Annotated in this window: 21 protein-coding genes; 18 read left to right on the forward strand and 3 right to left on the reverse strand. The window is 68.7% G+C overall.

What is annotated here, in order from left to right:
* Nucleotides 1–9: 9 nt before the first annotated feature.
* Complete coding sequence (locus ACFWFP_RS02275; RefSeq protein ID WP_067449012.1) at nucleotides 10–93, reverse strand: potassium-transporting ATPase; 84 nt, start codon at nucleotides 91–93, stop codon at nucleotides 10–12.
* Between the two features lie 223 nt (nucleotides 94–316).
* Here ACFWFP_RS02275 and ACFWFP_RS02280 point away from each other — a divergent pair, with 223 nt between their 5' ends.
* The 10 genes from ACFWFP_RS02280 to smc all read left to right on the forward strand — a co-directional run bounded on the left by ACFWFP_RS02280 (nucleotide 317) and on the right by smc (nucleotide 11,568).
* Nucleotides 317–541: a hypothetical protein gene (locus ACFWFP_RS02280; RefSeq protein ID WP_379292710.1), complete on the forward strand. Its 225-nt coding sequence runs from the start codon at nucleotides 317–319 to the stop codon at nucleotides 539–541.
* A complete protein-coding gene (locus tag ACFWFP_RS02285; protein WP_379292712.1) occupies nucleotides 538–3,048 on the forward strand; it encodes an ATP-binding protein in 2,511 nt (836 codons plus the stop codon). The genes ACFWFP_RS02280 and ACFWFP_RS02285 overlap by 4 nt, the downstream gene beginning before the upstream one ends.
* A gap of 112 nt (nucleotides 3,049–3,160) precedes the next feature.
* Entirely contained in the window at nucleotides 3,161–3,838 is a 678-nt protein-coding gene (locus tag ACFWFP_RS02290) for a response regulator (RefSeq protein WP_379292713.1), read from the forward strand.
* Nucleotides 3,839–3,928: 90 nt separating this feature from the next.
* Complete coding sequence (locus tag ACFWFP_RS02295; protein ID WP_379292714.1) at nucleotides 3,929–4,372, forward strand: OsmC family protein; 444 nt, start codon at nucleotides 3,929–3,931, stop codon at nucleotides 4,370–4,372.
* The gene (locus ACFWFP_RS02300) at nucleotides 4,369–4,704 is read left to right on the forward strand and encodes an acylphosphatase (RefSeq protein ID WP_379292715.1); all 336 of its coding nucleotides are present in this window, start codon (nucleotides 4,369–4,371) and stop codon (nucleotides 4,702–4,704) included. The genes ACFWFP_RS02295 and ACFWFP_RS02300 overlap by 4 nt, the downstream gene beginning before the upstream one ends.
* A gap of 31 nt (nucleotides 4,705–4,735) precedes the next feature.
* Nucleotides 4,736–5,509 (forward strand): hypothetical protein, encoded by a 774-nt coding sequence (locus ACFWFP_RS02305; protein WP_379292716.1) that lies wholly within the window; start codon nucleotides 4,736–4,738, stop codon nucleotides 5,507–5,509.
* Complete coding sequence (locus tag ACFWFP_RS02310) at nucleotides 5,510–6,673, forward strand: glutathionylspermidine synthase family protein (protein WP_379292717.1); 1,164 nt, start codon at nucleotides 5,510–5,512, stop codon at nucleotides 6,671–6,673. It abuts the gene before it with no gap.
* Between the two features lie 35 nt (nucleotides 6,674–6,708).
* The gene (locus tag ACFWFP_RS02315) at nucleotides 6,709–7,164 is read left to right on the forward strand and encodes a DUF350 domain-containing protein (RefSeq protein ID WP_379292718.1); all 456 of its coding nucleotides are present in this window, start codon (nucleotides 6,709–6,711) and stop codon (nucleotides 7,162–7,164) included.
* An 87-nt stretch (nucleotides 7,165–7,251) separates the two neighbouring features.
* Nucleotides 7,252–7,749, forward strand: a complete 498-nt coding sequence (locus ACFWFP_RS02320; RefSeq protein WP_379292719.1) for a DUF1707 domain-containing protein — start codon at nucleotides 7,252–7,254, stop codon at nucleotides 7,747–7,749.
* A gap of 192 nt (nucleotides 7,750–7,941) precedes the next feature.
* Complete coding sequence (gene smc / locus ACFWFP_RS02325; protein WP_379293727.1) at nucleotides 7,942–11,568, forward strand: chromosome segregation protein SMC; 3,627 nt, start codon at nucleotides 7,942–7,944, stop codon at nucleotides 11,566–11,568.
* Nucleotides 11,569–11,602: 34 nt separating this feature from the next.
* Here the strand turns inward: smc and ACFWFP_RS02330 are convergent, their stop codons facing one another.
* Complete coding sequence (locus tag ACFWFP_RS02330) at nucleotides 11,603–12,523, reverse strand: NmrA family NAD(P)-binding protein (protein WP_379292720.1); 921 nt, start codon at nucleotides 12,521–12,523, stop codon at nucleotides 11,603–11,605.
* A gap of 123 nt (nucleotides 12,524–12,646) precedes the next feature.
* Here ACFWFP_RS02330 and ACFWFP_RS02335 point away from each other — a divergent pair, with 123 nt between their 5' ends.
* Nucleotides 12,647–13,414 carry a TetR family transcriptional regulator gene (locus tag ACFWFP_RS02335; RefSeq protein WP_379292721.1) on the forward strand — a complete coding sequence of 256 codons (768 nt, stop codon included), beginning with the start codon at nucleotides 12,647–12,649 and terminating at the stop codon, nucleotides 13,412–13,414.
* A 47-nt stretch (nucleotides 13,415–13,461) separates the two neighbouring features.
* On the opposite strand, the gene ACFWFP_RS02340 is transcribed toward ACFWFP_RS02335, so the two are convergent.
* Complete coding sequence (locus ACFWFP_RS02340; RefSeq protein WP_067448994.1) at nucleotides 13,462–13,851, reverse strand: DUF2237 family protein; 390 nt, start codon at nucleotides 13,849–13,851, stop codon at nucleotides 13,462–13,464.
* A gap of 154 nt (nucleotides 13,852–14,005) precedes the next feature.
* On the opposite strand from ACFWFP_RS02340, the gene ftsY reads away from it, so the two are divergent.
* The 7 genes from ftsY (at nucleotide 14,006) to ACFWFP_RS02375 (ending at nucleotide 22,647) form a co-directional block, all read left to right on the forward strand.
* On the forward strand, nucleotides 14,006–15,553 hold the full coding sequence (gene ftsY, locus ACFWFP_RS02345; protein ID WP_379292722.1) for a signal recognition particle-docking protein FtsY: 1,548 nt from the start codon (nucleotides 14,006–14,008) through the stop codon (nucleotides 15,551–15,553).
* A gap of 314 nt (nucleotides 15,554–15,867) precedes the next feature.
* The gene (locus tag ACFWFP_RS02350) at nucleotides 15,868–17,214 is read left to right on the forward strand and encodes an ammonium transporter (protein ID WP_378992171.1); all 1,347 of its coding nucleotides are present in this window, start codon (nucleotides 15,868–15,870) and stop codon (nucleotides 17,212–17,214) included.
* Between the two features lie 5 nt (nucleotides 17,215–17,219).
* Entirely contained in the window at nucleotides 17,220–17,558 is a 339-nt protein-coding gene (locus ACFWFP_RS02355; protein ID WP_067449485.1) for a P-II family nitrogen regulator, read from the forward strand.
* 91 nt (nucleotides 17,559–17,649) lie between these two features.
* Entirely contained in the window at nucleotides 17,650–20,094 is a 2,445-nt protein-coding gene (locus ACFWFP_RS02360) for a [protein-PII] uridylyltransferase (protein ID WP_379292723.1), read from the forward strand.
* Nucleotides 20,095–20,226: 132 nt separating this feature from the next.
* Nucleotides 20,227–20,541: a hypothetical protein gene (locus ACFWFP_RS02365; protein ID WP_245914691.1), complete on the forward strand. Its 315-nt coding sequence runs from the start codon at nucleotides 20,227–20,229 to the stop codon at nucleotides 20,539–20,541.
* Between the two features lie 80 nt (nucleotides 20,542–20,621).
* Entirely contained in the window at nucleotides 20,622–22,187 is a 1,566-nt protein-coding gene (gene ffh, locus ACFWFP_RS02370) for a signal recognition particle protein (RefSeq protein WP_379292724.1), read from the forward strand.
* A gap of 184 nt (nucleotides 22,188–22,371) precedes the next feature.
* A complete protein-coding gene (locus ACFWFP_RS02375; RefSeq protein WP_379292725.1) occupies nucleotides 22,372–22,647 on the forward strand; it encodes a hypothetical protein in 276 nt (91 codons plus the stop codon).
* Nucleotides 22,648–22,851 lie beyond the last annotated feature (204 nt).

Genomic DNA, 22,851 nt, shown 5'->3' on the forward strand with positions numbered 1-22,851 from the left:
GGTTCGCGATCACAGCTTCTCCACCCCTCGCTGGATCAAGCCCAGCAGCGCGAAGATCGCCACGGTGAGCACCGTGAACACCACGACAGACATTTCCAACCTCCTTGTGCTCCGAGGTGGAGCACCTAGGTGAGTGAAACGCCGGATCGCGACTCGGCGTGGCTTCCTTACGACTCCTTAGCGCCCGGCGGCCAGGCCTTTGCGCAATGTTGACGCGGCGGGTGCGTGACGGGTGTGAGGATGCCGTCAAAGCGGGCCCGATTGCCGTCAACACACCGTAAAGATCGAGATCAGGTGTGTGTCCGCGCGGTAGAAAGTGGGCACCGGTGGGCGAACGGCGCCGCCGGTTCCCTTGTGCACGGAAAGTGAGATCGCGGTGTCGGTAGTGACCCTTGCGGTGATCTTCGGTTTTGCCGGATCGCTGCTGCTGATCCGGGTGCTCGGTCGACTGAACACCTCGCATACACCGATGGTGTCGGTCGGCGTGTTGCCGGTGCGCCCTACAGTCGAGGTTCGTCGACCCGCGATGATGGACAGGTGAAACGCGGACAACTGCGCATCTATCTCGGTGCGGCGCCGGGTGTGGGCAAGACCTACGCCATGCTCGGCGAAGCGCACCGGCGGCTCGAGCGCGGCCGTGATGTGGTGGCCGCGCTGGTCGAGACGCACGGTCGCGCGAAGACCGCGGAACTGCTCGACGGCATCGAACGGATCCCGACGAAACTGGTCGGCTATCGGGGGACCGAGCTGCCCGAACTCGACGTCGACGCGGTGCTCGCGCGCAAGCCCGCCGTGGTGCTCGTCGACGAGCTCGCGCACACCAACGCGCCGGGCAGTGTGCACGAAAAGCGCTGGCAGGACATCGAGCAGCTCCTCGATGCGGGCATCGATGTCATCTCGACGGTGAACGTGCAGCACCTCGAGAGCCTCAACGATGTGGTCGCCCAGATCACCGGGATCGAGCAGCGCGAGACGGTGCCCGATGCGGTGGTGCGTGCGGCCGATCAGGTGGAGCTGGTCGACCTCACACCGGAAGCGTTGCGGCGCAGGCTGTCGCACGGAAATGTGTACGCCGCAGACAAGGTGGATGCCGCGTTGCGTAACTACTTCCGGCCCGGAAATCTCACCGCGCTCCGCGAACTCGCACTGCTCTGGCTGGCCGATCAGGTCGACGCCGCGCTTGCCAAGTACCGGGCCGACCACAAGATCACCGAGCTGTGGGAGGCGCGCGAACGAGTCGTCGTGGCGGTCACCGGTGGGGCGGAATCGGAGACCGTCGTGCGCCGGGCGGGCCGGATCGCGTCGAAGTCCAGCGCCGATCTCGTGGTGGTGCACGTGGTTCGTGGTGACGGGCTCGCCGGGGTGTCGACCGAGCGGATGGTGCGGCTGCGTGAACTCGCGGCCGGGCTCGGTGCCTCGCTGCATACGGTGACCGGCGACGATGTGCCCGGCGCGCTGCTGGAATTCGCGCGGGAGGTCAACGCGACACAGTTGGTGCTCGGGACCTCGCGACGGTCGCGGTGGGCGCGGATGCTCGACGAGGGCATCGGGGCCACGGTGGTGCAGCGTTCGGGCAAGATCGACGTCCACATGGTGACCCATGAGCAGGCCAACCAAGGTGTGCGCCGCAACCCGCTGCGCGTACGTCAGCCACTGTTCGCCTGGATCGCCGCCCTGCTGGTGCCGGTGCTGGTGAGCGTGGTCTGCTGGGCGACGCTCGACGGATTCCTCGAACTCGGCGGGCTCAGCGCGATGTTCTTCGTCGGTGTCGTCGCGGTCGCGCTGCTCGGCGGTGTCGTGCCCGCCTCGGTGTCGGCGCTGCTGTCGGGGCTGTTGTTGAACTGGTTCTTCACCTCTCCGCGCTACAGCCTCACCATCGCCGAACCGGACAACTTCGTCACCGTGGTGGTGCTGCTGATCGTGGCGGTCGCCGTCGCCGCGCTGGTCGATGTCGCGGCGAAGCGAACCAGGCAGGCGCGCAAGGCATCCAGGGAAGCCGAGCTGCTCACCCTGTTCGCCGGTGCGGTGCTGCACGGCGCCGATCTGCCGAATCTGCTGGAACAGGTGCGTGAGGCCTATGGGCAGCGGGCGGTGAGCATGCTGTGCGGCGACGTGGTGGTCGCCGAGGTCGGTACCGATCCTCCACGACGTCCTGACGATGCCGAGACGGTCATCGAGGCGGGTGACACGACGAGCCTGCTGTTGCTGGCCGGGCACCCGCTCGACCCGGGGGAGCGGCCGGTGCTCAACGCGGTGGCCAATCAAGCCGCTGGGCTGGTCCGGCAGGAACGACTCGCCGAAGAAGCCAGTGCCGCGGCGGCGTTGCTCGAGGCCGATCGGTTGCGCCGGGCACTGCTCTCGGCAGTCAGCCACGACCTGCGCACGCCGTTGGCCGGTGCCAAAGCCGCCGTGTCGAGTCTGCGCAGCGACGATGTGGAGTTCTCCGCCGAGGACACCGGCGAACTGCTCGAGGCGATCGAGGAATCCGTCGACCAACTGACCGCGCTGGTCGGCAACCTGCTCGATTCCTCGCGCCTGGCCGTCGGTGTGGTGAGCCCGCAATTGCGGCAGGTCTACATGGACGAGGCGGTGCACCGCGCGCTGGTCAGCGTCGGGATGGGAGCACGTGGTTTGCGGCGGGCGGCGATGGACCGGGTGAAGGTCGAGGTCGGCGAGGTGTCGGTCCTCGCCGACAGCGGTCTGCTCGAACGCGTGCTGGCCAACCTGCTCGACAACGCCCTGCATCACTCCGGTCGTGACACCCCCGTTCGCGTCACCGCCGAGCACGTCGGCGAGCGGGTGTCGATCGCGGTCGTCGACACCGGACGCGGGGTCCCCGCGGGCACCGAAGAGGACCTGTTCGAGCCATTTCAGCGTCTCGGCGACCGGGACAACACCACCGGCGTCGGCCTCGGCCTCTCGGTCGTGCGGGGTTTCGTCGAGGCGATGGGCGGTACCGTCCACGCCGAACCCACACCGGGCGGCGGTCTGACCATGCTGGTAGACCTGCCCGCCCCCTTCCCAGGAAACAACGATGCCGACAAGTGAGCACAGGGGTAACTCCGGGACCGGCGAACCCACTGCTACGCCGAACCCACCGCCCGCCCGCACGACGGCCGCCCCACCCGAGTCCGGCCGCGATACGCGCCGAGGCGGAACTGTGAAGGTGCTGGTGGTCGATGACGAGCCGCAGATCGTGCGGGCATTGCGGATCAATCTGTCGGTGCGTGGCTACGAGGTGATCACCGCGGGCAACGGTGCCGCCGCGCTGCGTGCTGCCGCCGAGAAGCATCCCGATGTGGTGATCCTCGATCTCGGGCTGCCCGATATGGACGGCATCGAGGTGCTCGCGGGGCTGCGTGGCTGGAGTAGCGCGCCGGTGCTCGTGCTCTCGGCGCGCACCGACTCCGCCGACAAGGTCGAGGCGCTCGACGCGGGGGCCGACGACTACGTCACCAAGCCGTTCGGGATGGACGAGTTGCTGGCCAGGTTGCGTGCGGCGGTGCGGCGTGGGGCCGCCGATGCCGGGAGCGACGACCCGGTGGTGGTGACCGATTCCTTCACCGTCGACCTGGCCGCGAAGAAGGTCACCAAGCAGGGCGTGGCCGTGCACCTCACGCCCACCGAGTGGGGGATGCTCGAGATGCTGGTGCGCAATCGCGGAAAGCTGGTGGGGCGCAAAGAACTACTGCGCGAGGTGTGGGGTCCGGCCTATGCCACCGAGACCCATTACCTGCGGGTCTACCTCGCGCAGTTGCGGCGCAAACTCGAGGACGATCCGGCCAACCCGCGCCATCTGCTCACCGAGGCGGGAATGGGCTACCGCTTCCAGGAGTGAGCGTGCGCCGGGTCACGTGACCGGAATGCCGGTGGCGGCGGTGGCGTTCCCAGGCGTGGATCGTCCTCGAGCGAATGGCAGGATCAAGGCATGGCTGAGCAGAACGCACCCGTGACCAACGCCCCCACCGAACTGTGGGTCGAGCGCACCGGAACCCGCGCCTACACCGGGCGCAGTAACCGTGGCGCGGAGGTTCTGATCGCCTCCCAGGGTGTTCCCGGCGCCTTCACGCCCGGTGAGCTGCTCAAGATCGCGCTCGCCGGGTGCACCGGGCTCAGTTCGGATCTGCCGTTGTCGCGTCGCCTCGGCGACGAGTTCGACGCCACCATCCGCGTGTCCGGCGATGCCGACCGCGAGAACGAGCTCTACCCGCAGCTCGACGAGGTCCTCGAACTCGACCTGTCCGAACTCGACGAGGCCGCCCGCGAACGACTACTGGTCACCGTGCAGCGCGCCGTCGACAAGGTGTGCACCGTGGGCCGCACGCTCAAGGCGGGCACGAAGGTGACGTTGACGTTCACCATCGACGCATGAGCGAGGAGCCGGTTCGGCTGAGTGCGTGGGTGCACGGGTACGTGCAGGGTGTGGGATTCCGGTGGTGGACGCGCTCGCGCGCACTGGAACTCGGCCTGGTCGGCTACGCGCGCAACCACCGCGACGGCCGCGTCCACGTTGTCGCCGAAGGGCCACGAACGGCGGGCGAGAAATTGCTGGAACTGCTACGGTCCGGCGAAGCGCCCGAGAGCTCGCACGCTGTCGGGCACGTGACGCATGGTCTGTCCGGGCGGGCTCCTGGTCGGGTGGACCTGGTTGTGGAAAGCTGGGAGCCCGCGCGGGGCGACATGACGGGATTCGAGGAGCGCTAGTGGTGACTTCGGGGGCTAGGGGGCGGCAGCGGTGAGCACACAGAACCCTGGACCGCCCGATCGACCGGAACAACCCTCGAACGGCGAGCCGGACAGGTCTCCGTGGACGCCACCCGATCCCGGCGCGGGATGGTCCGCACCGAACGCGGGTTCGACACCGTCCGATCCGGGCGGCGGGGCGTCCCCGCACGACCCGAACGCAGCGTCGCCGCCGCCGGTGTTCGGCGCGGGCGGGCATCCTGTCGACCAGCCGCGTCCCGGCCGGGTGTCACGGCAGGAACCCGGCGTCACCCAGCCGCGGCCGCCGACCGTCGGTGAGGCGCGCGCCAGGGACAAGGCCCGCAGGCAAGCCGAAGAGGCCGAGCGGGCCGCGGCCGCGGCGGCCGAGGAGAAGCGGCGCAACCGCAAACGCGTGATGGTCGGCGGTGTCGCCATCGTCGGCGTCGCCGCGCTGGTCGGCGGCGGCTACCTCGCCTACCGGGCGATCACCGCACCCGACCAGGTGACGGCCTCGTGCGTGCAGATCGACGAGAACGGGCAGGAAGTCGTTGTCCCCGATGAGAACTGCGGTGACGGCAAGACGAACTTCCGCAGTGACGGCTACACCGGCGGCCACGGCGGCGGACTGCTGATTCTGGGCTGGCCGCAGTACCGCTACCACTACGGCGGCACCCCGACGATCGGCAAGCCGCCCACGGGCGGCACCTCGGTGAAACCGCGTAATGCCCAGATCACCACCAAGAGCGGCACCACGGTGCAGCGCGGCGGACTCGGCAGCAAGTCGACCGGCGGGAGTGGATCGTAGATGCGGCGCAACAAGAGCACGCCACGCCAGGACTGGCAGCAGATCATCGAGAAGCAAGGACTCGTCTACGGCGCACCGGGGCGCGACGCCAGCGGTCAGCCGCGCCCGTACTGGGACGAGTCGGTGCACTACGAGTTCTCGATGGACGAGATCCTCGCGCTGGAAGCCGATGTGGAACTGCTGCAGTCGATGTGTCTGCACGCGGTCGAACACGTCGTCCTCACCGAGCGCTTCGCCGATTTCGGTCTGCCGGAATGGACGTGGGGCCCGATCGCCGAATCATGGCGTCGCAGTGACCCTTACGTGTACGGCCGCTTCGACCTGCGCTACGACGCGCGCCGCCCGGCCAAGCTCCTGGAATACAACGCCGATACCCCCACCTCGCTGCTCGAGGCCGCGATCATCCAGTGGCACTGGTTGCAGCAGGTGTATCCCGGTGGCGACCAATGGAATTCGCTGCACGAGAAACTGGTGGAGCGCTGGACCGAACTACGCGGCGTGCTGCCCGGAACCGAGCTGCACTTCACCTGGTCGGGCGCCGACGCGACCGGCGAGGACAACGTCACCACCGCCTACATGCAGGAGACGGCGGCCGAAGCCGGTTTCGACACCGTCGCGCTGCCGATCGAGGAAGTCGGTTTCGATACCGAGCTGAACCGGTTCGTCGATCTGGCCGAGGCGCCGATCGAGGCGATCTTCAAACTGTATCCGTGGGAGTGGATCCTCGACGACGACTTCGGCAAGCGCGTGGTCGGTAGCCTGCCCGCGACCGCGTGGGTCGAACCGCTGTGGACCACGGTGCTGAGCAACAAGGCGATTCTGGCGGTCCTGTGGGAGATGTATCCCGGGCATCCCAATCTGCTGCCCGCCTACCTCGACAACCCGCACGAGCTCACCGAATACATCCGCAAACCCAAGCTCGGCCGTGAGGGCGCGAACATGACCATCGTCGGCCCCGGCATGGAGACCGCGACCGGCGGCGTCTACGGCGCCGAGGGCTTCGTCTACCAATTGCTCGACCCGCTACCGGAATTCGACGGGATGCGCCCGGTGCTCGGCGCCTGGGTCGTGGGTGACACCGCGGCGGGGCTCGGCATCCGGGAGACCGCCGGCCTGATCACCGATGACGGCGCCGCGTTCGTGCCGCACCGCATCGTCGACTGACACCTGACCTCACAACATTGTTCGAAAGGACCACGATGACCGCCCTCGCCCTGGAATCGGGTTATTGGAGTGCGCTCGGTGAAGGCGTCGGCGCCATCATCCTGTACTGCCTGATCGGCCTCGTCCTCATGCTGATCGGCTTCTTCGCCATCGACCTGACCACGCCCGGCAAGCTGCGCGACCTGGTGGTGGCGGGCAAGCCGAACTCGATCATCGTCTCGGCGGCCGGGATGATCAGCATGGCGTTCATCGTCGTGTTCGCGGTGCTGGCCACCGGTGGCAGCGGCAAGCTGTCGGAAGGGCTCATCGCGGCGATCGTGTACGGCTTGGTCGGCATCATCGCGCAGGTGATCTCGGTGCGGCTGATCGAGAAGGTCACCGGCATCGACATCGGCCGCACGCTGCACGCCGAGACCTACACCCCCGAGGTCCTCGTCGTCGCCGCCGCGCATTTCGCGCTGGGTCTCGTGGTGGCTTTCGCCATCCTCTGATCGAGTACGAGCGGTTGACATCGCACTGTGGAGGGTGGACGCTGGAAACCAGCACTCCATCGTGGATGTGACCGAGAGGACGTCGGCATGGATATCACCCCGGGTACGCGCGCGTCCGATGCCGAACGCAACGCGATCGTCGCCCAGCTGGGCACGCATCTGGCCGACGGCAGGCTCGACCTGGGCGAATACGATCAGCGCGTGGCCAAGGTCTACGCGACCACCACGCGCGACGACCTCGCCGTCGTCCTGTCCGACCTGCCCCCGTTGACGGCACAGCAGCAGACCGCGGCGCCCGCCGAACGCAAGCCCGGTACGCGCTTCCCGGTCTGGCAGCGCATCGAAGCGGGTAGCTGGCTCGGCGTCAGCGTGATCGTGCTGGTCATCTGGGGCCTGATCTCGCTCACCGCGGGCGAACTCACCTACTTCTGGCCGATGTGGGTGATCGGCCCATGGGGCGCTGTCCTGGTCTTCCGGGTGATCACCGGCTGGGAAGCGACTCCCGGCACCCAGACTCACCTCCGTCAGCTGCAGAAACAGACGAAGCACCTCAACCCGCACGCGAAGCCCGTCGACCCGCAGTAACCATGAATTGCCTGTACTTTGGCCGACATGCCGACGTAAGAACATCGGTAACTCGTCGGGCACGGGCAGACTCGACTCTCGAGATGACCGCCGCTCGCCCGCGGTAGAGCACCACGCGCCTGGGTCTGGCCCGAGCCCCGGGGAGGCGGGGGAGCTAGCATGGTTGCTCGCGCGCAGGAAGGGTCCTCGGTAGTGCATCTGAAGAGTCTGACGTTGAAGGGGTTCAAGTCCTTCGCGTCCGCGACCACTTTGCGCTTCGAACCGGGCATCACCTGCGTCGTCGGCCCGAACGGGTCCGGTAAGTCCAATGTCGTCGACGCGCTGTCGTGGGTGATGGGCGAGCAGGGTGCCAAAGCGTTGCGGGGCGGGAAGATGCAGGACGTCATCTTCGCCGGGACCGTCGGGCGGGCTCCGCTCGGGCGCGCCGAGGTGACCCTGACCATCGACAATTCCGACGGCGCACTGCCGATCGACTATGCCGAGGTGTCGATCACCCGGCGCATGTTCCGCGACGGCGCGGGCGAGTACGAGATCAACGGCAGCACGTGCCGGTTGATGGACGTGCAGGAACTGCTGTCCGACTCCGGTATCGGGCGCGAGATGCACGTCATCGTGGGTCAGGGCAGGCTCTCGGCGATCCTGGAATCGCGACCGGAGGATCGGCGCGCGTTCGTCGAAGAGGCCGCGGGCGTGCTCAAGCACCGCAGGCGCAAGGAGAAGGCGGTCCGCAAGCTCGACGCGATGCAGGCCAACCTCGCCCGGCTCACCGACCTCACCACCGAACTGCGCCGCCAGCTCAAGCCGCTCAGCCGCCAGGCCGAGGTCGCGCGCCGCGCGCAGACCGTGCAGGCCGACCTGCGCGACGCCCGGTTGCGACTGGCCGCCGACGACCTGGTGACCCGTCGTGGCGAACTGGAATCCCAGCTCAGCAAAGAGGCGTACGCCCGCGAACAGCAGATCACCGTGCAGACCGAACTCGACGCCGCCAATGCCGCGCTCGCGCAGCAGGAGTTCCAGCTGTCCCGGCTGAGCCCCAGCGCCGAGGCCGCCGCGCAGACCTGGTTCCAGCTCTCGGCGCTGGCCGAGCGGGTCAACGCCACCATCCGCATCGCCAGTGACCGGGCCAGGCACCTGCACACCGAGGCGCCGGTCGGCACCGGACGCGACCCGGAGCAGCTCGAGGCCGAGGCCGACAGGGTCGAGGCCGAAGAGGCCGAACTGCGGTACGCGGTCGACATGGCCACCGAGACCCTCGAAGCCGCCCGGGAAGCCCTCGCCGAGCGTGAGCACGCCGCCAAGGCCGCCGAGCAGGCGCATCTGGCGGCCGTGCGCGCGATCGCCGACCGGCGTGAAGGACTGGCCCGGCTGTCGGGCCAGGTCGACACGTTGCGCACCCGCGCCCAATCGGTGGACGCCGAGATCGCGCGTCTGTCCGTGGCCATCGCCGATGCGCGGCACCGCGGCGAGACCGCGCAGGTCGAGTACGACGCGGTGCAGGACGAACTCGGCGAACTCGACGCGGGGGAAAAGGGCCTCGACGCCCAGCACGAACACGCCGTCGCCGCGCAGGAACTGGCCGATGAGCGAGTGCGCGAACTACGCGAACTCGATCGGGAGGCCGGCAAACTGGTCGCCCGCCTCGGTGCGCGCATCGAAGCGCTCGGCATGAACCTCGCGCGCAAGGACGGCGCGGCCTGGCTGCTCGAGCACGGGGTGGGTGGGCTCGGCGACCGGCTGTCCGGGCTGTTGCGCGTGCAGCCCGGCTTCGAGGCCGCTGTCGCCGCGCTGCTCGGTCCGCTCGCCGATGCCATCACCGCCGATACCGCGACCACCGCCGACTTGGCGGTGCGGGAATTGCGCAGCGGTGACGGTGGCCGGGTGGCGTTCGTCTTCGCGACCGAGGGCGCGATGCCGAACAGGCGCGATGACCTGCCCGCCGGCGCGCGGTGGCTCGCCGAGGTGCTCGACGGCGACGACCAGGTGCGAGCTGCCCTGGCCGCGCTCACCGCGGGCGTCGTGGTCGTCGATGATCTGGCCGCCGCCACCGAGCTGGTTTCCCTGCGCCCGGAACTGCGGGTGGTCACCCGCGACGGCGATCTGGCCGGTACGGGCTGGATCGTCGGCGGTTCGGAACGGATGCCGAGCCAGCTCGAAGTCCAAGCCGATATCGACACCGCCACCACGGAATTGGCGGCCGCGCAGCGGCGGGCCGAGGAGCTGGAGGCCGCGCTGGCAGGCGCGCTGGCCGAACAGACCGACCGCAAGGACGCCGCCGACCACGCGCTGATGGCGCTGCACGAATCCGATCAGGCACTGCTGGCGATCTACGATCGGCTCGCCCGGGTCGGGCAGACCGCCCGCGCGGCGCAGACCGAAGGGGAGCGGCTGTCCACCCAGCGCGCGGAAGCCGAAGCGGCGCGGGAGAAGTCGCTCGCCTCGCTCGCCGAACTCGAGGACCGGCTGCGGCACGCCGAGATCGAACACGACGGCAGCGACGACAGGTACGGCGCCGCGAGCACCGAGACCGCGGGCTATGCGCGCGAGGAAGCCGCCGCCGCGCTCGCCGAAGCCAGGACCATGGAGGTCGAGGCCCGACTGTCGGTGCGCACCTCGGAGGAGCGTGCGGAATCTGTGCGCGGCAAAGCGGATTCGCTGCGCAGGGCGGCCCGTGGGGAGCGAGAGGCCAGGGCTCGCGCCGAGCGCGCGCAGGCCGCTCGACGCCAGGCTGCCGCGGTCGCCGCCGCGGTCGCCGAATCCGGGACCCAGATCAAGCACGAACTCGAGCGGGTCGTGGCCGCCGCCGCGGCACGGCGTGACGAATTGGTCCGGCGCCGTGGCGAATGCGCGGCCGCGCTGGAACAGGTGAAGGAACGCGCACGCGCGCTGAACACTCAGCTGACCCAGCTCACCGACGCCGTGCACCGCGACGAAGTCGCCAAAGCCCAAGCGGCGCTGCGCATCGAACAGCTGGAGACGACGATCTCCGAACAGTTCGGCATCGCGCTCGCCGACCTCGTCGCCGAGTACGGGCCCGATGTGCCGTTGCCGCCCTCGGCGCTGGAGCTGCACGAGTACGAGGAGGCCAAGGAGCGCGGCGAGCAGGTCAGCGCGCCACAGCCGATGCCCTACGACCGGCCGACCCAGGAGCGTCGCGCCAAACGCGCCGAGAAGGACCTCACCACCCTCGGCAAGGTGAACCCCCTTGCGCTGGAAGAGTTCGCGGCCCTGGAAGAGCGCTACACCTTCCTCGCCACCCAGCTCGAAGACGTCAAGAACGCGCGCAAGGACCTGCTCGACGTGGTCGCCGAGGTCGACGCCCGCATCCTTCAGGTGTTCACCGAGGCCTACGCCGATGTGGAACGCGAATTCGTCGGCGTCTTCGGGAAACTGTTCCCCGGCGGCGAGGGCAGACTGGTGCTCACCGACCCGTCGGACATGCTCACCACCGGCATCGAGGTCGAGGCGCGCCCGCCCGGCAAGAAGGTCAAACGCCTCTCGCTGCTCTCCGGTGGCGAGAAGTCGCTCACCGCGGTCGCGTTGCTGGTCGCCATCTTCCGCGCCCGCCCCTCCCCGTTCTATGTGATGGACGAGGTCGAGGCGGCCCTGGACGACACCAACCTGCGCCGCCTCATCGGCCTGTTCGAACAGCTGCGTGAGAAGAGCCAGCTGATCGTCATCACCCACCAGAAGCCGACCATGGAGATCGCCGACGCCCTCTACGGCGTGAGCATGCGCGGCGACGGCATCACCCAGGTCATCTCCCAGCGGCTGAACCGGGCCGAGGTCACCGACCCCGACCCGGTCTCGGCCTCTGCCTGAGGTCGGGTCGGCGCTCGCGCGGCGAGGGGGAGTCTCAGCCGAACCGGGTCGCCGGGGCCGTGGCGTCGATCCGGTCGATGATCCGCTCGGTGCCGCCGCGTGCGAGCCAATCCCGCAGGGAGGTCAGCTCTGGATACACGGCGCGCAAGGCCGGGATGTCGGCGTGCCAGCCGCCGGTCGCGCGGATCAGGCGCCAGGTGTTGCCGAGCTGGGGGCCGATCGCGTCGGCTTCCTCCTCGGTGATCTCGCGGTAGTGGACGGGGCGGCCGATGGCCGCGCCGATGGTGGCGGCCGCGTCGACCGGAGTGATGGCATCGCCCGCGAGTTCGAGGATGCGGGCGTGCCAGCCTTCGGGGTCGGCGAAGGCCAGGGCGGCGAAGGCGCCGATGTCATCGACGGCGATCATCTGGAGCGGGTGATCGGCGGGGAACAGGTGTGGGTGCTCGCCGCCGTCGCGGATGCCGTCGACGGGGGAGCCGTGCAGCAGGTAGTTCTCCATGAACCGCACCGGGCGCAACACGGTGTAGCGCAGACCGGACGTGGCGAGAGCCTCTTCGATCTGACGTTTGCCCTGCTGGCCCCATGACTTCGCGTCGCCCATGGTCGCGACGCCGGTGAACACGATCTGTTCGACACCGGCGGCGCGGGCCGCGTCGACCATGGCGATCCCGCGACGAGCCTCGGTGTCTTCACCCCAACCCTTGACACGGTAATCGGCTGGGGGAACGAGAAATACGGCTCGGGTTCCGGTCACCGCCACCCGCAGGGATGCCGCGTCGTCGAAGTCGCCGACCGTCAGTTCGGCACCGGCGTCGGCCAGTGCCCGGGCGGCGGGGGAGTCGGGGTCGCGCACCAGCGCGCGAACCGGATGGCCATCGGTGAGCAATCTGTGGGCGGTCGCGCCGCCCTGCTTGCCCGTCGCGCCGGTGATCAGAACGGGAAGTGCTGACGTCATCGCGGAGGAGCTCCGTTTCGTGATCGATCGTGTGCCTACAATCGGGTCGGTCGACCCGTATTCCGGACGGTACGGGTGGCCGCACCCGGTTGACCAGGTCCGGTGCAGGAAAGGCGTAACGAAATGACGGTCGACCACGGCGTGGAACCGGCGATCCGAGCCGACGCGCGCCGCAATCGCGCGCTGATCCTGGCTGCCGCTCAGCGTGCGCTCGCCGAACGCGGCGCAGGCGTTTCGCTGGCCGAGGTGGCCCGCCGCGCCGGCGTCGGCGCAGGCACGGTGCACCGGCATTTCCCCACGAAAACCGATCTGCTGGAAGCGGTTGTGCAGCAGCGCGTCGACCGGCTGGCGGCGCTGGCCGCCGACCATCTCACCGATCCGGATCCGGGCGCGGCGTTCTTCGCCGTGTGCACCCACGTCATCGTGACCACGCCCAGCAACAAAGACCTGTGTGACCTGGTGCAATCCGACGACGGCTGGCCCCGGGCCCTGCTGCGCGGGGCGGGCAACCGCTTTCACCGGGCACTGGGCGCGCTGCTCGTCTCGGCGCAACGTCACGGCGCGGTCCGGCGCGACGTGGTCGTCACCGACGTGCTCGACATCTTCACCGGATGTGTTGCGATCCAACGGCATCGACGCGCGGAAGATCCCCTCGCCCCGGCCGTCGCCCTCATCCTCGACGCCCTGCGACCCCACCCGTTATCCGTAACGGAACCCGCGGATGCCGACCGTAACGAAACCCCGGGAAGTAACGAAATGCCGGTGCCGTGCCCCGTCTGTAGCGCGCCCGTCCGCCGACCGGCCACCGGCAGACCGGCGCGCTACTGCTCGCCGGCTTGCCGGCAAAAGGCACACCGCCAACGCAACCTGATCACCCACGTTCGCGGGTAGCTCCGGGGCGACTCCCGACACGCCACCCACTACCCGCCGGGAGGCGGCTACAGCAGGTCGCTGACGTCGTCGGGGACGTCTACGGCGTATTTGCGCAGGATGTCCACCGAGATGACCTCCAGCGCGTTCTCGTGGGTCGCGGCCAGCACCACGGGTGCGGCTACCCCGTCCTCGTGGGCGTGCAACCAGCGGACCGCCACCACACACCAGCGGTCGCCCGGTTGCAGCCCGGGGAAATTGTTCTCTGGGCGAGGGGTGCTGAGGTCGTTGCCGATGGAGGCCTGATGCTCCAGGAATTCCGCCGTCACGACGGTGCACACGGTGTGGCTGCCGAGATCCTCCGGACCGGTGCTGCAGCAGCCGTCCCGGTAGAAGCCCGTGAGAGGATCGGCGCCGCACTCTTCCAGCGGCCCCCCAAGCACGTTTCGATCGGTCACTCCGCCGATCCTATGGGGCAAGCGCCAGAAGTTCCGCAGGACAACGAATCTGTAGTATTTCCGCCACGCCGCGACGCGCCCGGATACGCCTCGCCGACCTGCCGCGCAGACGCCGCCGACGTGCGGCAACTCCCCGCCCGAATAGACTCGCCGGGTGAGTTCGCAAGCGTGGATCCTGATCGCCGCGATCGCCGCCGTCCTGTTGGTGGCGCTCGTCGCGGGTTTCGTCCTGTACAAGCGGCGCCAGATTTCGCTGGCCCCGCCCGAGCCGGACAAGGAGTTGACGGACCGCTCCGGTGGTTACACCGCGTCCGGTGGATTCAGCTTCAGCCAGGGCGGCTCGACGGCGACCGTGCCCAAGCCCGAGCCCGTCCCGGAGCGCACCGATACCGACGGTCAGCCACACGTCGGTGACGACGCCGCCATCCCGCGTGACGCCCCGCGCCGCGGCATCACCGATGTACCGCTGCCCGAGGGCGATGTCGCCGTCGACGAGACCGTGGTCGTCCCCGACGACGCGTCCGCCCTCGACACCCTCGCCCCGGCCGAGCCCGAGGCCCCCGCGGAAACGCCGCCCGCTGACACCGCACCGACCGAGACCGCGCCCACCGATACGGCCCCGGCGAAGCCCGCGCCGCCCGAGACCGAGCCCGTGGACACGGCGCCGCCCGCGGCCCCGAGCGAGCCGCTGACCAAGGCTCCTTCCGCACCGGCCCCCGCCGAGCCCGCCCCGGCCGAGGTCGACGCGACCACCGCCGCGATCGAAGAGATCGACCCCACCACCGGCCGTCTCGTCCGGCTGCGCGGGCGCCTGTCGCGTTCGCAGAACGCGGTCGGCAAGAGCCTGCTCGGCCTGCTCGGCGGCGGCGACCTCGACGAGGACTCCTGGGAGGAGATCGAAGACACCCTGGTGCTGGCCGATATCGGCACCGCGAGCACCGCCAAGATCGTCGAACGCCTGCGCGAGGAGATGGCCTCGCGCAGCGTGCGCACTCCCGAACAGGCTCGCGCCGCCCTGCGTGACGTGCTCATCGAGGCGCTGCGTCCTGAGCTCGACCGTTCGATCCACGCCCTCCCGCACGGCGACAAGCCCGCGATCCTGCTCGTCGTCGGCGTCAACGGCACCGGTAAGACCACCACCACCGGCAAACTGGCCCGCGTGCTCGTCGCCGACGGCCGCCGGGTGCTGCTCGGCGCCGCCGACACCTTCCGCGCCGCCGCCGCCGATCAGCTGCAGACCTGGGGCGAACGGGTGGGCGCCGAGACCGTGCGGGGTAAAGAGGCCGCCGACCCGGCCGCCGTCGCCTTCGACGCGGTCACCGCGGGCATCGACCGGGGAGTCGACGCGGTCCTGGTCGACACCGCGGGCCGCCTGCACACCAAGACCGGCCTGATGGACGAGCTCGGCAAGGTCAAGCGGGTCGTGGAGAAGAAGGGCGAGGTCGACGAGGTGCTGTTGGTCCTCGACGCGACCGTCGGCCAGAACGGCCTGATGCAGGCACGGGTGTTCGCCGACGTCGTCGACATCACCGGCGTGGTCCTCACCAAGCTCGACGGCACCGCCAAGGGCGGCATCGTGTTCCAGGTGCAGCACGAACTCGGTGTGCCGGTGAAACTCGTCGGCCTCGGCGAGGGTGCCGACGATTTGGCGCCGTTCGAGCCGGGCGCGTTCGTCGACGCGCTGCTCGGCGGTACCGCGTAACAGTTTCGCCGATGCCCGCCCGATCCAGCGATCGGGCGGGCATCGCTGTTTTCCGGGGCTGACATCACTGTTTCCGGGAAACGGTCGTGCGGTGAATCGCCGCGCGAACACGCGGCGAATCGCACATCCGTACCGACCTCACCGTGAGCTGACAGGCTCATGCCAACCACGCGAAACGTGGACGCAACACAACAGCGGTATCCGTTCACTCAGGTGAAACACCACAGCTCAACGGATGAAACACCGAGTGGCGACCCTTCTGTACAGGTCCTTTTGCCGTCATCGGCAGGGCCCGAGATGAGGAGGAACACAAGGTGGCATTTCCACTGATCGGCGCACCGGACGCCGGTGACACCGCCTGGATGCTGGCGTCAGCGGCCCTCGTGCTGTTGATGACGCCGGGTCTGGCGTTCTTCTACGGCGGTATGGTCCGTGGCAAGAACGTGCTGAACATGATCATGATGAGCGTCTCCGCGATGGGCCTGATCACCATCCTGTGGTGTCTATACGGCTTCTCGATGGCGTTCGGCGAGGACAAGGGCAAGCTGGTCGGTGACCCGCTCCAGTACTTCGGCCTCAAGGGCGTCCTGGGCGGCGACTATCTAGCGACTACCGACCCCGCGGCCCCCGCCGCCATCCCGCTGTTCGGCACGATCCCGCTCTCGGTGTTCGTCGCCTTCCAGCTCATGTTCGCGATCATCACGGTCGCACTCATCTCGGGCGCGGTCGCCGACCGCTTGAAGTTCGGGTCGTGGCTCGTATTTGCCGGAATCTGGGCCACGGTCGTCTACTTCCCCGTCGCGCACTGGGTGTTCGCCTTCAGCGGCTACACCGGTGAGAACGGCGGCTGGATCGCCAACAACCTCAAGGCGATCGACTTCGCCGGTGGCACCGCGGTCCACATCAACGCCGGTGCCGCCGGTCTGGTGCTCTGCCTGATCCTCGGCAAGCGCAAGGGCTGGCCCAAGACGCCGTTCCGCCCGCACAACCTGCCGTTCGTGATGCTCGGCGCCGGTCTGCTGTGGTTCGGCTGGTACGGCTTCAACGCGGGTTCGGCGCTGAGCGCCAACGGTGTCGCGGGTGCCACCTTCCTCACCACCACGATCGCCACCGCCGCCGCCATGATGGCCTGGCTGCTCGTGGAGAAGATCCGCGACGGTCACCCGACCTCGCTCGGCGCTGCCTCGGGCATCGTCGCCGGTCTGGTCGCCATCACCCCGGCCTGTTCCTCGGTCAACGTGGTCGGCGCCCTGGCTGTCGGTGTCGTCTCCGGTGCGCTGTGCGCCCTGGCCGTCGGCCTGAAGTTCCGCTTCGGCTTCGACGACTCGCTCGACGTCGTCGGCGTCCACCTCGTCGGTGGTCTGGTCGGCACGCTGATCGTCGGACTCGTCGCTACCAGCGAAGCTCCCGCAGGTGTCGATGGACTGTTCTACGGTGGTGGAGTCGAGCAGTTGAAGCTGCAGGCCGTCGGTGCCTTCGCCGTTCTCGCCTACTCGCTGGTCGCCACGGCCATCATCGCGTACGCGATCAAGTTCACGATCGGCCTGCGCGCCAGTGAAGAATCCGAGTCTGCGGGGCTGGACGAGTCCGAGCACGCGGAAACCGCTTACGATTTCGCTGCTGTGGGTGGCACGGCACGCACGCTCGTCAAGGAGGCATGACGAACATGAAACTGGTTACGGCAATCGTCAAACCGTTCACGCTCGAAGATGTGAAGTCCGGGCTGGAACAGGCAGGCGTGCTCGGCATGACCGTCAGCGAAGTCCAGGGATACGGCCGGCAGAAGGGCCACACCGAGGTTTACCGCGGTGCCGAGTATTCGGTGGACTTCGTTCCCAAGGTCCGGGTCGAGGTCGTCGTGGACGATGCGTCGGTCGAGAAGGTCGTCGAGGTGATCGTCGAAGCCTCGCGCACCGGCAAGATCGGTGACGGCAAGGTGTGGGTGACCCCGGTGGACACCATCATCCGCGTCCGTACCGGCGAACGCGGAAGCGACGCACTGTAATTCGGTAGGGCACGCACGAGAAATCGATCGAGCGGCGGCCCCGCTCCCACCGGTGGGATCTCTCCGGTCGGGGCGGGGCCGCCCGCATGAAATGGTGGTGTGGGCTGTGGCACAGCGGAACGGTGGTATTCAGAACAACGGAGCGGCGGATCTGGTCAAGGCCAGGGCGCAACTGCTCGACGGGGCGGGCACCCGCAATCCGCGGCTCGATCCGGAATCGCTGCGCGAGGCCCTGGTCGACCTGTTCGAACTGTGGCTCACCAGCAAGGGCAACGAACTCGGCATCACCGCCGACAGCGGCCTCTCGGTCGTGGCGGTCGGCGGACTCGGACGCCGCGAGATGCTGCCCTACTCCGATCTCGACCTCGTGCTGCTGCACGACGACGTCGACCCCAAGGTGGTCTCGGAGGTCGCCGATCAACTCTGGTATCCGCTGTGGGACGCCCACATCAAGCTCGACCACAGCGTGCGCACTGTGCCGCAGGCGCTGCGGGTGGCCGCCGACGACATGATCGCCGCGCTCGGCCTGCTGGAGGCGCGCCACATCGTCGGCGACCAAGACCTCAGCAATCTGCTCATCGGCGGCGTGCGCCGGGAATGGCGTACCGGCATCCGGTCCCGCTTCGACGATCTCATTGCACAGACCACCGCGCGCTGGCAGCGCAGCGGCGAGATCGCCCACCGCGCCGAACCCGATCTCAAGAACGGTCGCGGCGGGCTGCGCGACATCCAGTTGCTCGACGCGCTCTCGATCGCCCAGTTGACCGACGCCATGCCGGGATTGGGCCCCGAGGTCCCGGGCGGCGGCCTGCAACAGGCGCACCGCAGACTCCTCGACGTGCGCACCGAACTGCACCGCGTCGCGGGCCGGGCCCGCGATCAGCTGCGCGCCCAGGACGCCGACGAGATCGGCGCCGCGCTACGCATCGGCGACCGTTTCGATCTCGCCCGGACATTGACCGATTCGGCGCGTACGGTGAGCTATTCGTGCGACGTCGGTCTGCGCACGGCCGCCAACGCGCTACCGCGGCGCGGCCTGGCCAGACTGCGCCGGATGCCGGTGCGCCGACCACTCGATGAGGGGGTGGTCGAGCACTCCGGCGAGGTCGTGCTGGCCAGAGACGCCCGTCCGCAGCGCGATCCCGGGCTGATCCTGCGCGTCGCGGCGGCGTCGGCCCAGACCGGGCTGCCGATGTCGGCGACCACGCTCAACCGGTTGTCCGAGGACGCGCCCGAACTGCGCGAACCGTGGCCCAAGGACGCGCTCAACGATCTGCTCGTCCTGCTCGGCGCGGGCCGCGGCAGCATCGACGCGGTCGAGGCCCTCGATCGAACCGGATTGTGGGGCAGGCTCTTTCCCGAATGGGGCGCGGTCCGCGATCTGCCGCCGCGCGATGCAATGCATACCTGGACCGTCGATCGGCACCTGATGGAGACGGTCGCCTACGCCAGCAGCCTGAGCACCAGGGTCGCCCGGCCCGACCTGCTCGCGCTCGGCGCGCTGCTGCACGACATCGGCAAGGGGCGCAGCGGCGACCACAGCATCGTGGGCGCGGAACTGGCTACCCATATCGGTCGCAGGCTCGGGATGTGGCCCTCGGATGTGCGCACCCTCAGCGCGATCGTGCGCTACCACCTGCTCCTGCCCGACACCGCGACCCGGCGCGACCTCGACGACCCGGCGACCGTGCAGCACGTCGCCGACGCGCTCGGTGGTGACATCGGCCTGCTCGAACTGCTGCACGCGCTGGCCGAGGCCGACTCGATGGCCACCGGCCCCGGCGTCTGGGGCGACTGGAAAGCCTCGCTGATCGGTGAACTGGTGCGCCGCTGTCGGCTCGTCATGGCGGGCGAGCCGCTGCCGCAACCGGAACCGATCGACCCGGAGCTCCTGGACAAGGCCGCTGCGGGCGGCGTGCACGTCACCCTGGCGCCCGGCGACGGCAAGCACACCTTCGTGGTGACGGTGATCGCCCCTGACGAGCCCGGCCTGCTCTCCGACGCGGCCGGTGTGCTGGCGCTGCACGCGTTGCGGGTGCTCTCGGCCTCGCTGGGCAGTGCGGGGGATTCGGCGATCAACACCTTCGTGGTGATGCCGAAGTTCGGTGATCCGCCGGATGCGGGCCTGCTGCGTCAGGAGCTCATCCGGGCCACCACCGGCGCGCTCGACCTGCCCGCGGTGCTGGCCAAGCGCGAAGCCGAAGCGGTCGGGACCGGGCCGGGCCGGTACGCGCGCGCCGCGCCGCGCCTGATCTGGTCACCGACCAGCACTCCCGGCCAGGTGATCCTCGAGCTGCGCGCCGACGACCGGATCGGTTTGCTGAGCAGACTGGCCGGTGCGTTCGCCGCGACGGGAGCCAATGTCCGTTGGGCCAAGGTGGTGACGATGGGCTCGGCCGTGGTCGATGCCTTCTGCCTCGAACTGGGTGACGCCGACAGTCCGGCCCTGCGTGACCGTATCGAAAAGGCCGTCCTCGACGTGGTTCCGCGGCCCGCGCCCGCCCCGCCGCCGACCGAAACCACCGAGGCCGGCTGACGTCGCCAGGACACGGTTTACTCACTGATTGCTATCAGGTTGCTACACAGCGTCCTCGCGGTCCGATAAGTCGAGATGTGACCTATAGCATTCCCCTGGTCCGGCTGTCACTCGTTCGAGGGGAGCTGATCCGTGGCTATCGAAGTCGTTTCCGCGTCAATGATGACCAGCGACGCGACCGCGCACATCGCGCGGTGCGTCGGTGGTGACCTGTGGGTGGTTTCGTGGTTGCCGGGTCGCACTCTCAGTGGTGCGCAGGCGCTGGCCGCGATGACCATCGCCTCGACCGCCGCCCACCACGCCGACAGTGCCGATTCCGAATGGCTTCGCATCGAGGCGCTCTCGCGGGAACTCGGCCTCACCGGCAGAGAAGCGGTGTACCTGGTGGACATCGAATCCCACGAGTTGCGCCGCACGGCGCCACCGCACGTGCAACATACCGAATAACCTCCATTACCCTGGGAGGGCAATAGACGTCCGACTTCGGTCAGACGACCTGAGACCCTTTCAGATCAGGAGCGCGATCGGTGTTCGAATCCCTGTCCGACCGGCTTACCGGTGCACTGCAGGATCTGCGCGGTAAGGGGCGTCTGTCACCGGCCGACATCGACGCCACCGCGCGCGAGATCCGACTCGCACTCCTCGAGGCCGACGTCGCGCTGCCCGTGGTGCGCGGCTTCATCGCCAATGTCAAAGAACGCGCCAAGGGCGCGGAGGTCTCCGGCGCGCTCAATCCCGCGCAGCAGGTCGTCAAGATCGTCAACGAGGAACTCGTCGCGATCCTCGGTGGCGAGACCCGTCGCCTCAACCTCGCCAAGAATCCGCCGACCGTCGTCATGCTGGCCGGTCTGCAGGGCGCGGGTAAGACCACGCTCGCCGGCAAGCTGGCCAAATGGCTCAAGGGTCAGGGGCACCAGCCGTTGCTGGTGGCCTGTGACCTCCAGCGTCCCGGCGCGGTCACCCAGCTGCAGGTCGTCGGTGAGCGCGCGGGTGTGCCCGTGTTCGCCCCGCACGCAGGCACCTCCATCGGTGGCGGCGAGAACCCGCTCGGGATCACCGCGGCCGACCCGGTCGCCGTCGCCGCGGCCGGTATCGAAGAGGCCAAGGCCAAGCAGTACGACGTGGTGATCGTCGATACCGCCGGTCGCCTCGGTATCGACGCCGAGCTGATGCGCCAGGCCGCGGGTATCCGCGATGCCGTGCAGCCCGACGAGACGCTGTTCGTGCTCGACGCGATGATCGGTCAGGACGCGGTCAGCACCGCCGAGGCGTTCCGCGACGGTGTCGGATTCACCGGTGTCGTACTCACCAAGCTCGACGGTGACGCCCGCGGTGGTGCGGCGCTGTCGGTGCGCAATGTCACCGGCGCGCCGATCATGTTCGCCTCCACCGGTGAGAAGCTCGAGGACTTCGACGTCTTCCATCCCGACCGGATGGCCTCGCGCATCCTCGGCATGGGCGATGTACTCACCCTCATCGAGCAGGCCGAACAGGTCTACGACGCCCAGCAGGCCGAGGAGACCGCCCGCAAGATCGGCAGCGGCGAGCTCACCCTCGAGGACTTCCTCGACCAGATGCTGGCCATCCGCAAGATGGGCCCGATCGGCAACCTGCTCGGCATGCTGCCCGGCGCGGGCCAGATGAAGGACGCACTGGCCGCGGTCGACGACAAGCAGCTCGACCGGGTGCAGGCGATCATCCGCGGCATGACCCGCGCCGAGCGGGACAACCCGAAGATCATCAACGCCTCGCGCCGGCTGCGCATCGCCAACGGTTCCGGCGTGCAGGTGTCCGAGGTCAATCAGCTCGTCGACCGGTTCTTCGAAGCCAAGAAGATGATGGCGATGATGGGTCGGCAGATGGGGATGCCCGGCGCACGTCGCAGCAGCACCAAAAAGGGCGGTAAGAAGGGCAAGAAGGGTGGGCGTGGGCCTACCCCGCCGAAGGTCCGTGGTGGGTTCCCCGGGATGCCCGCCGGAATGCCGGGGTTGCCGCCGGGCATGGATCTGTCGAACATGCCGCCCGGTCTCGATCAGCTGCCGCCAGGCCTGGACGGAATCGATCTATCGCAGCTGAAATTCCCGAAGAAGTAGTGGAAACGACTGCGGCGTACCCGCATCGGGCGGCCCACGGCCGAGCCGGTTGTGTTGCGGACCTGGTTTGATCAATACTGGCCACGGCTCGCCGCTGGCGAGCCAGCGTGATCAACGGGGTGGCCGTGTCGGGGCGGTTCCAAAGCCGTGCGGTTTCGTTTCCCACGTCGAGGAAGTACTACGAATGAAGAGGTCTCTCACGCTCGCGTCACTGGCCGGTGTCGCAGCGGTCGGCAGCGTCGCCTTCGCGGGCCAGGCCGCGGCCAATGAGCAGATTGTGCAGCAGTTCTCCGGGTCAGGCTCGAGCCAGGCCTGTCAGAAGGCGGCCCGTGCCTATCCGGCCGGTGTCGCGCACTGCCGCTTGGCGCATGGCACCACCTACAGCTTGTTCGTGGACTGGTCCAAGGAGAACAAGCCGGGGGGCGGCAAGCCGAGCAGCGGCTCGGCGGGCAGCTCCTAGGAATCGACGGAGCTCCGAGCGACTCCGCACCGGGGTGTAGGTCGACCAGCTTCGATCTCTCACAGCTGAAGTTCCCGAAAAGCTGACTTTTTCGCAGTGAAAGCCGTGGTGGTGGGGGGGTTAGACACCCACCCACGCGGTTTTGGGTGGGGGAGCGGGGGCCGGGGAACCACCCATTAAGCGGAGCCCGGGGGTGGGGGGAAA

Source organism: Nocardia sp. NPDC060249 (assembly GCF_042728755.1).
Classification (GTDB): Bacteria; Actinomycetota; Actinomycetes; order Mycobacteriales; family Mycobacteriaceae; genus Nocardia.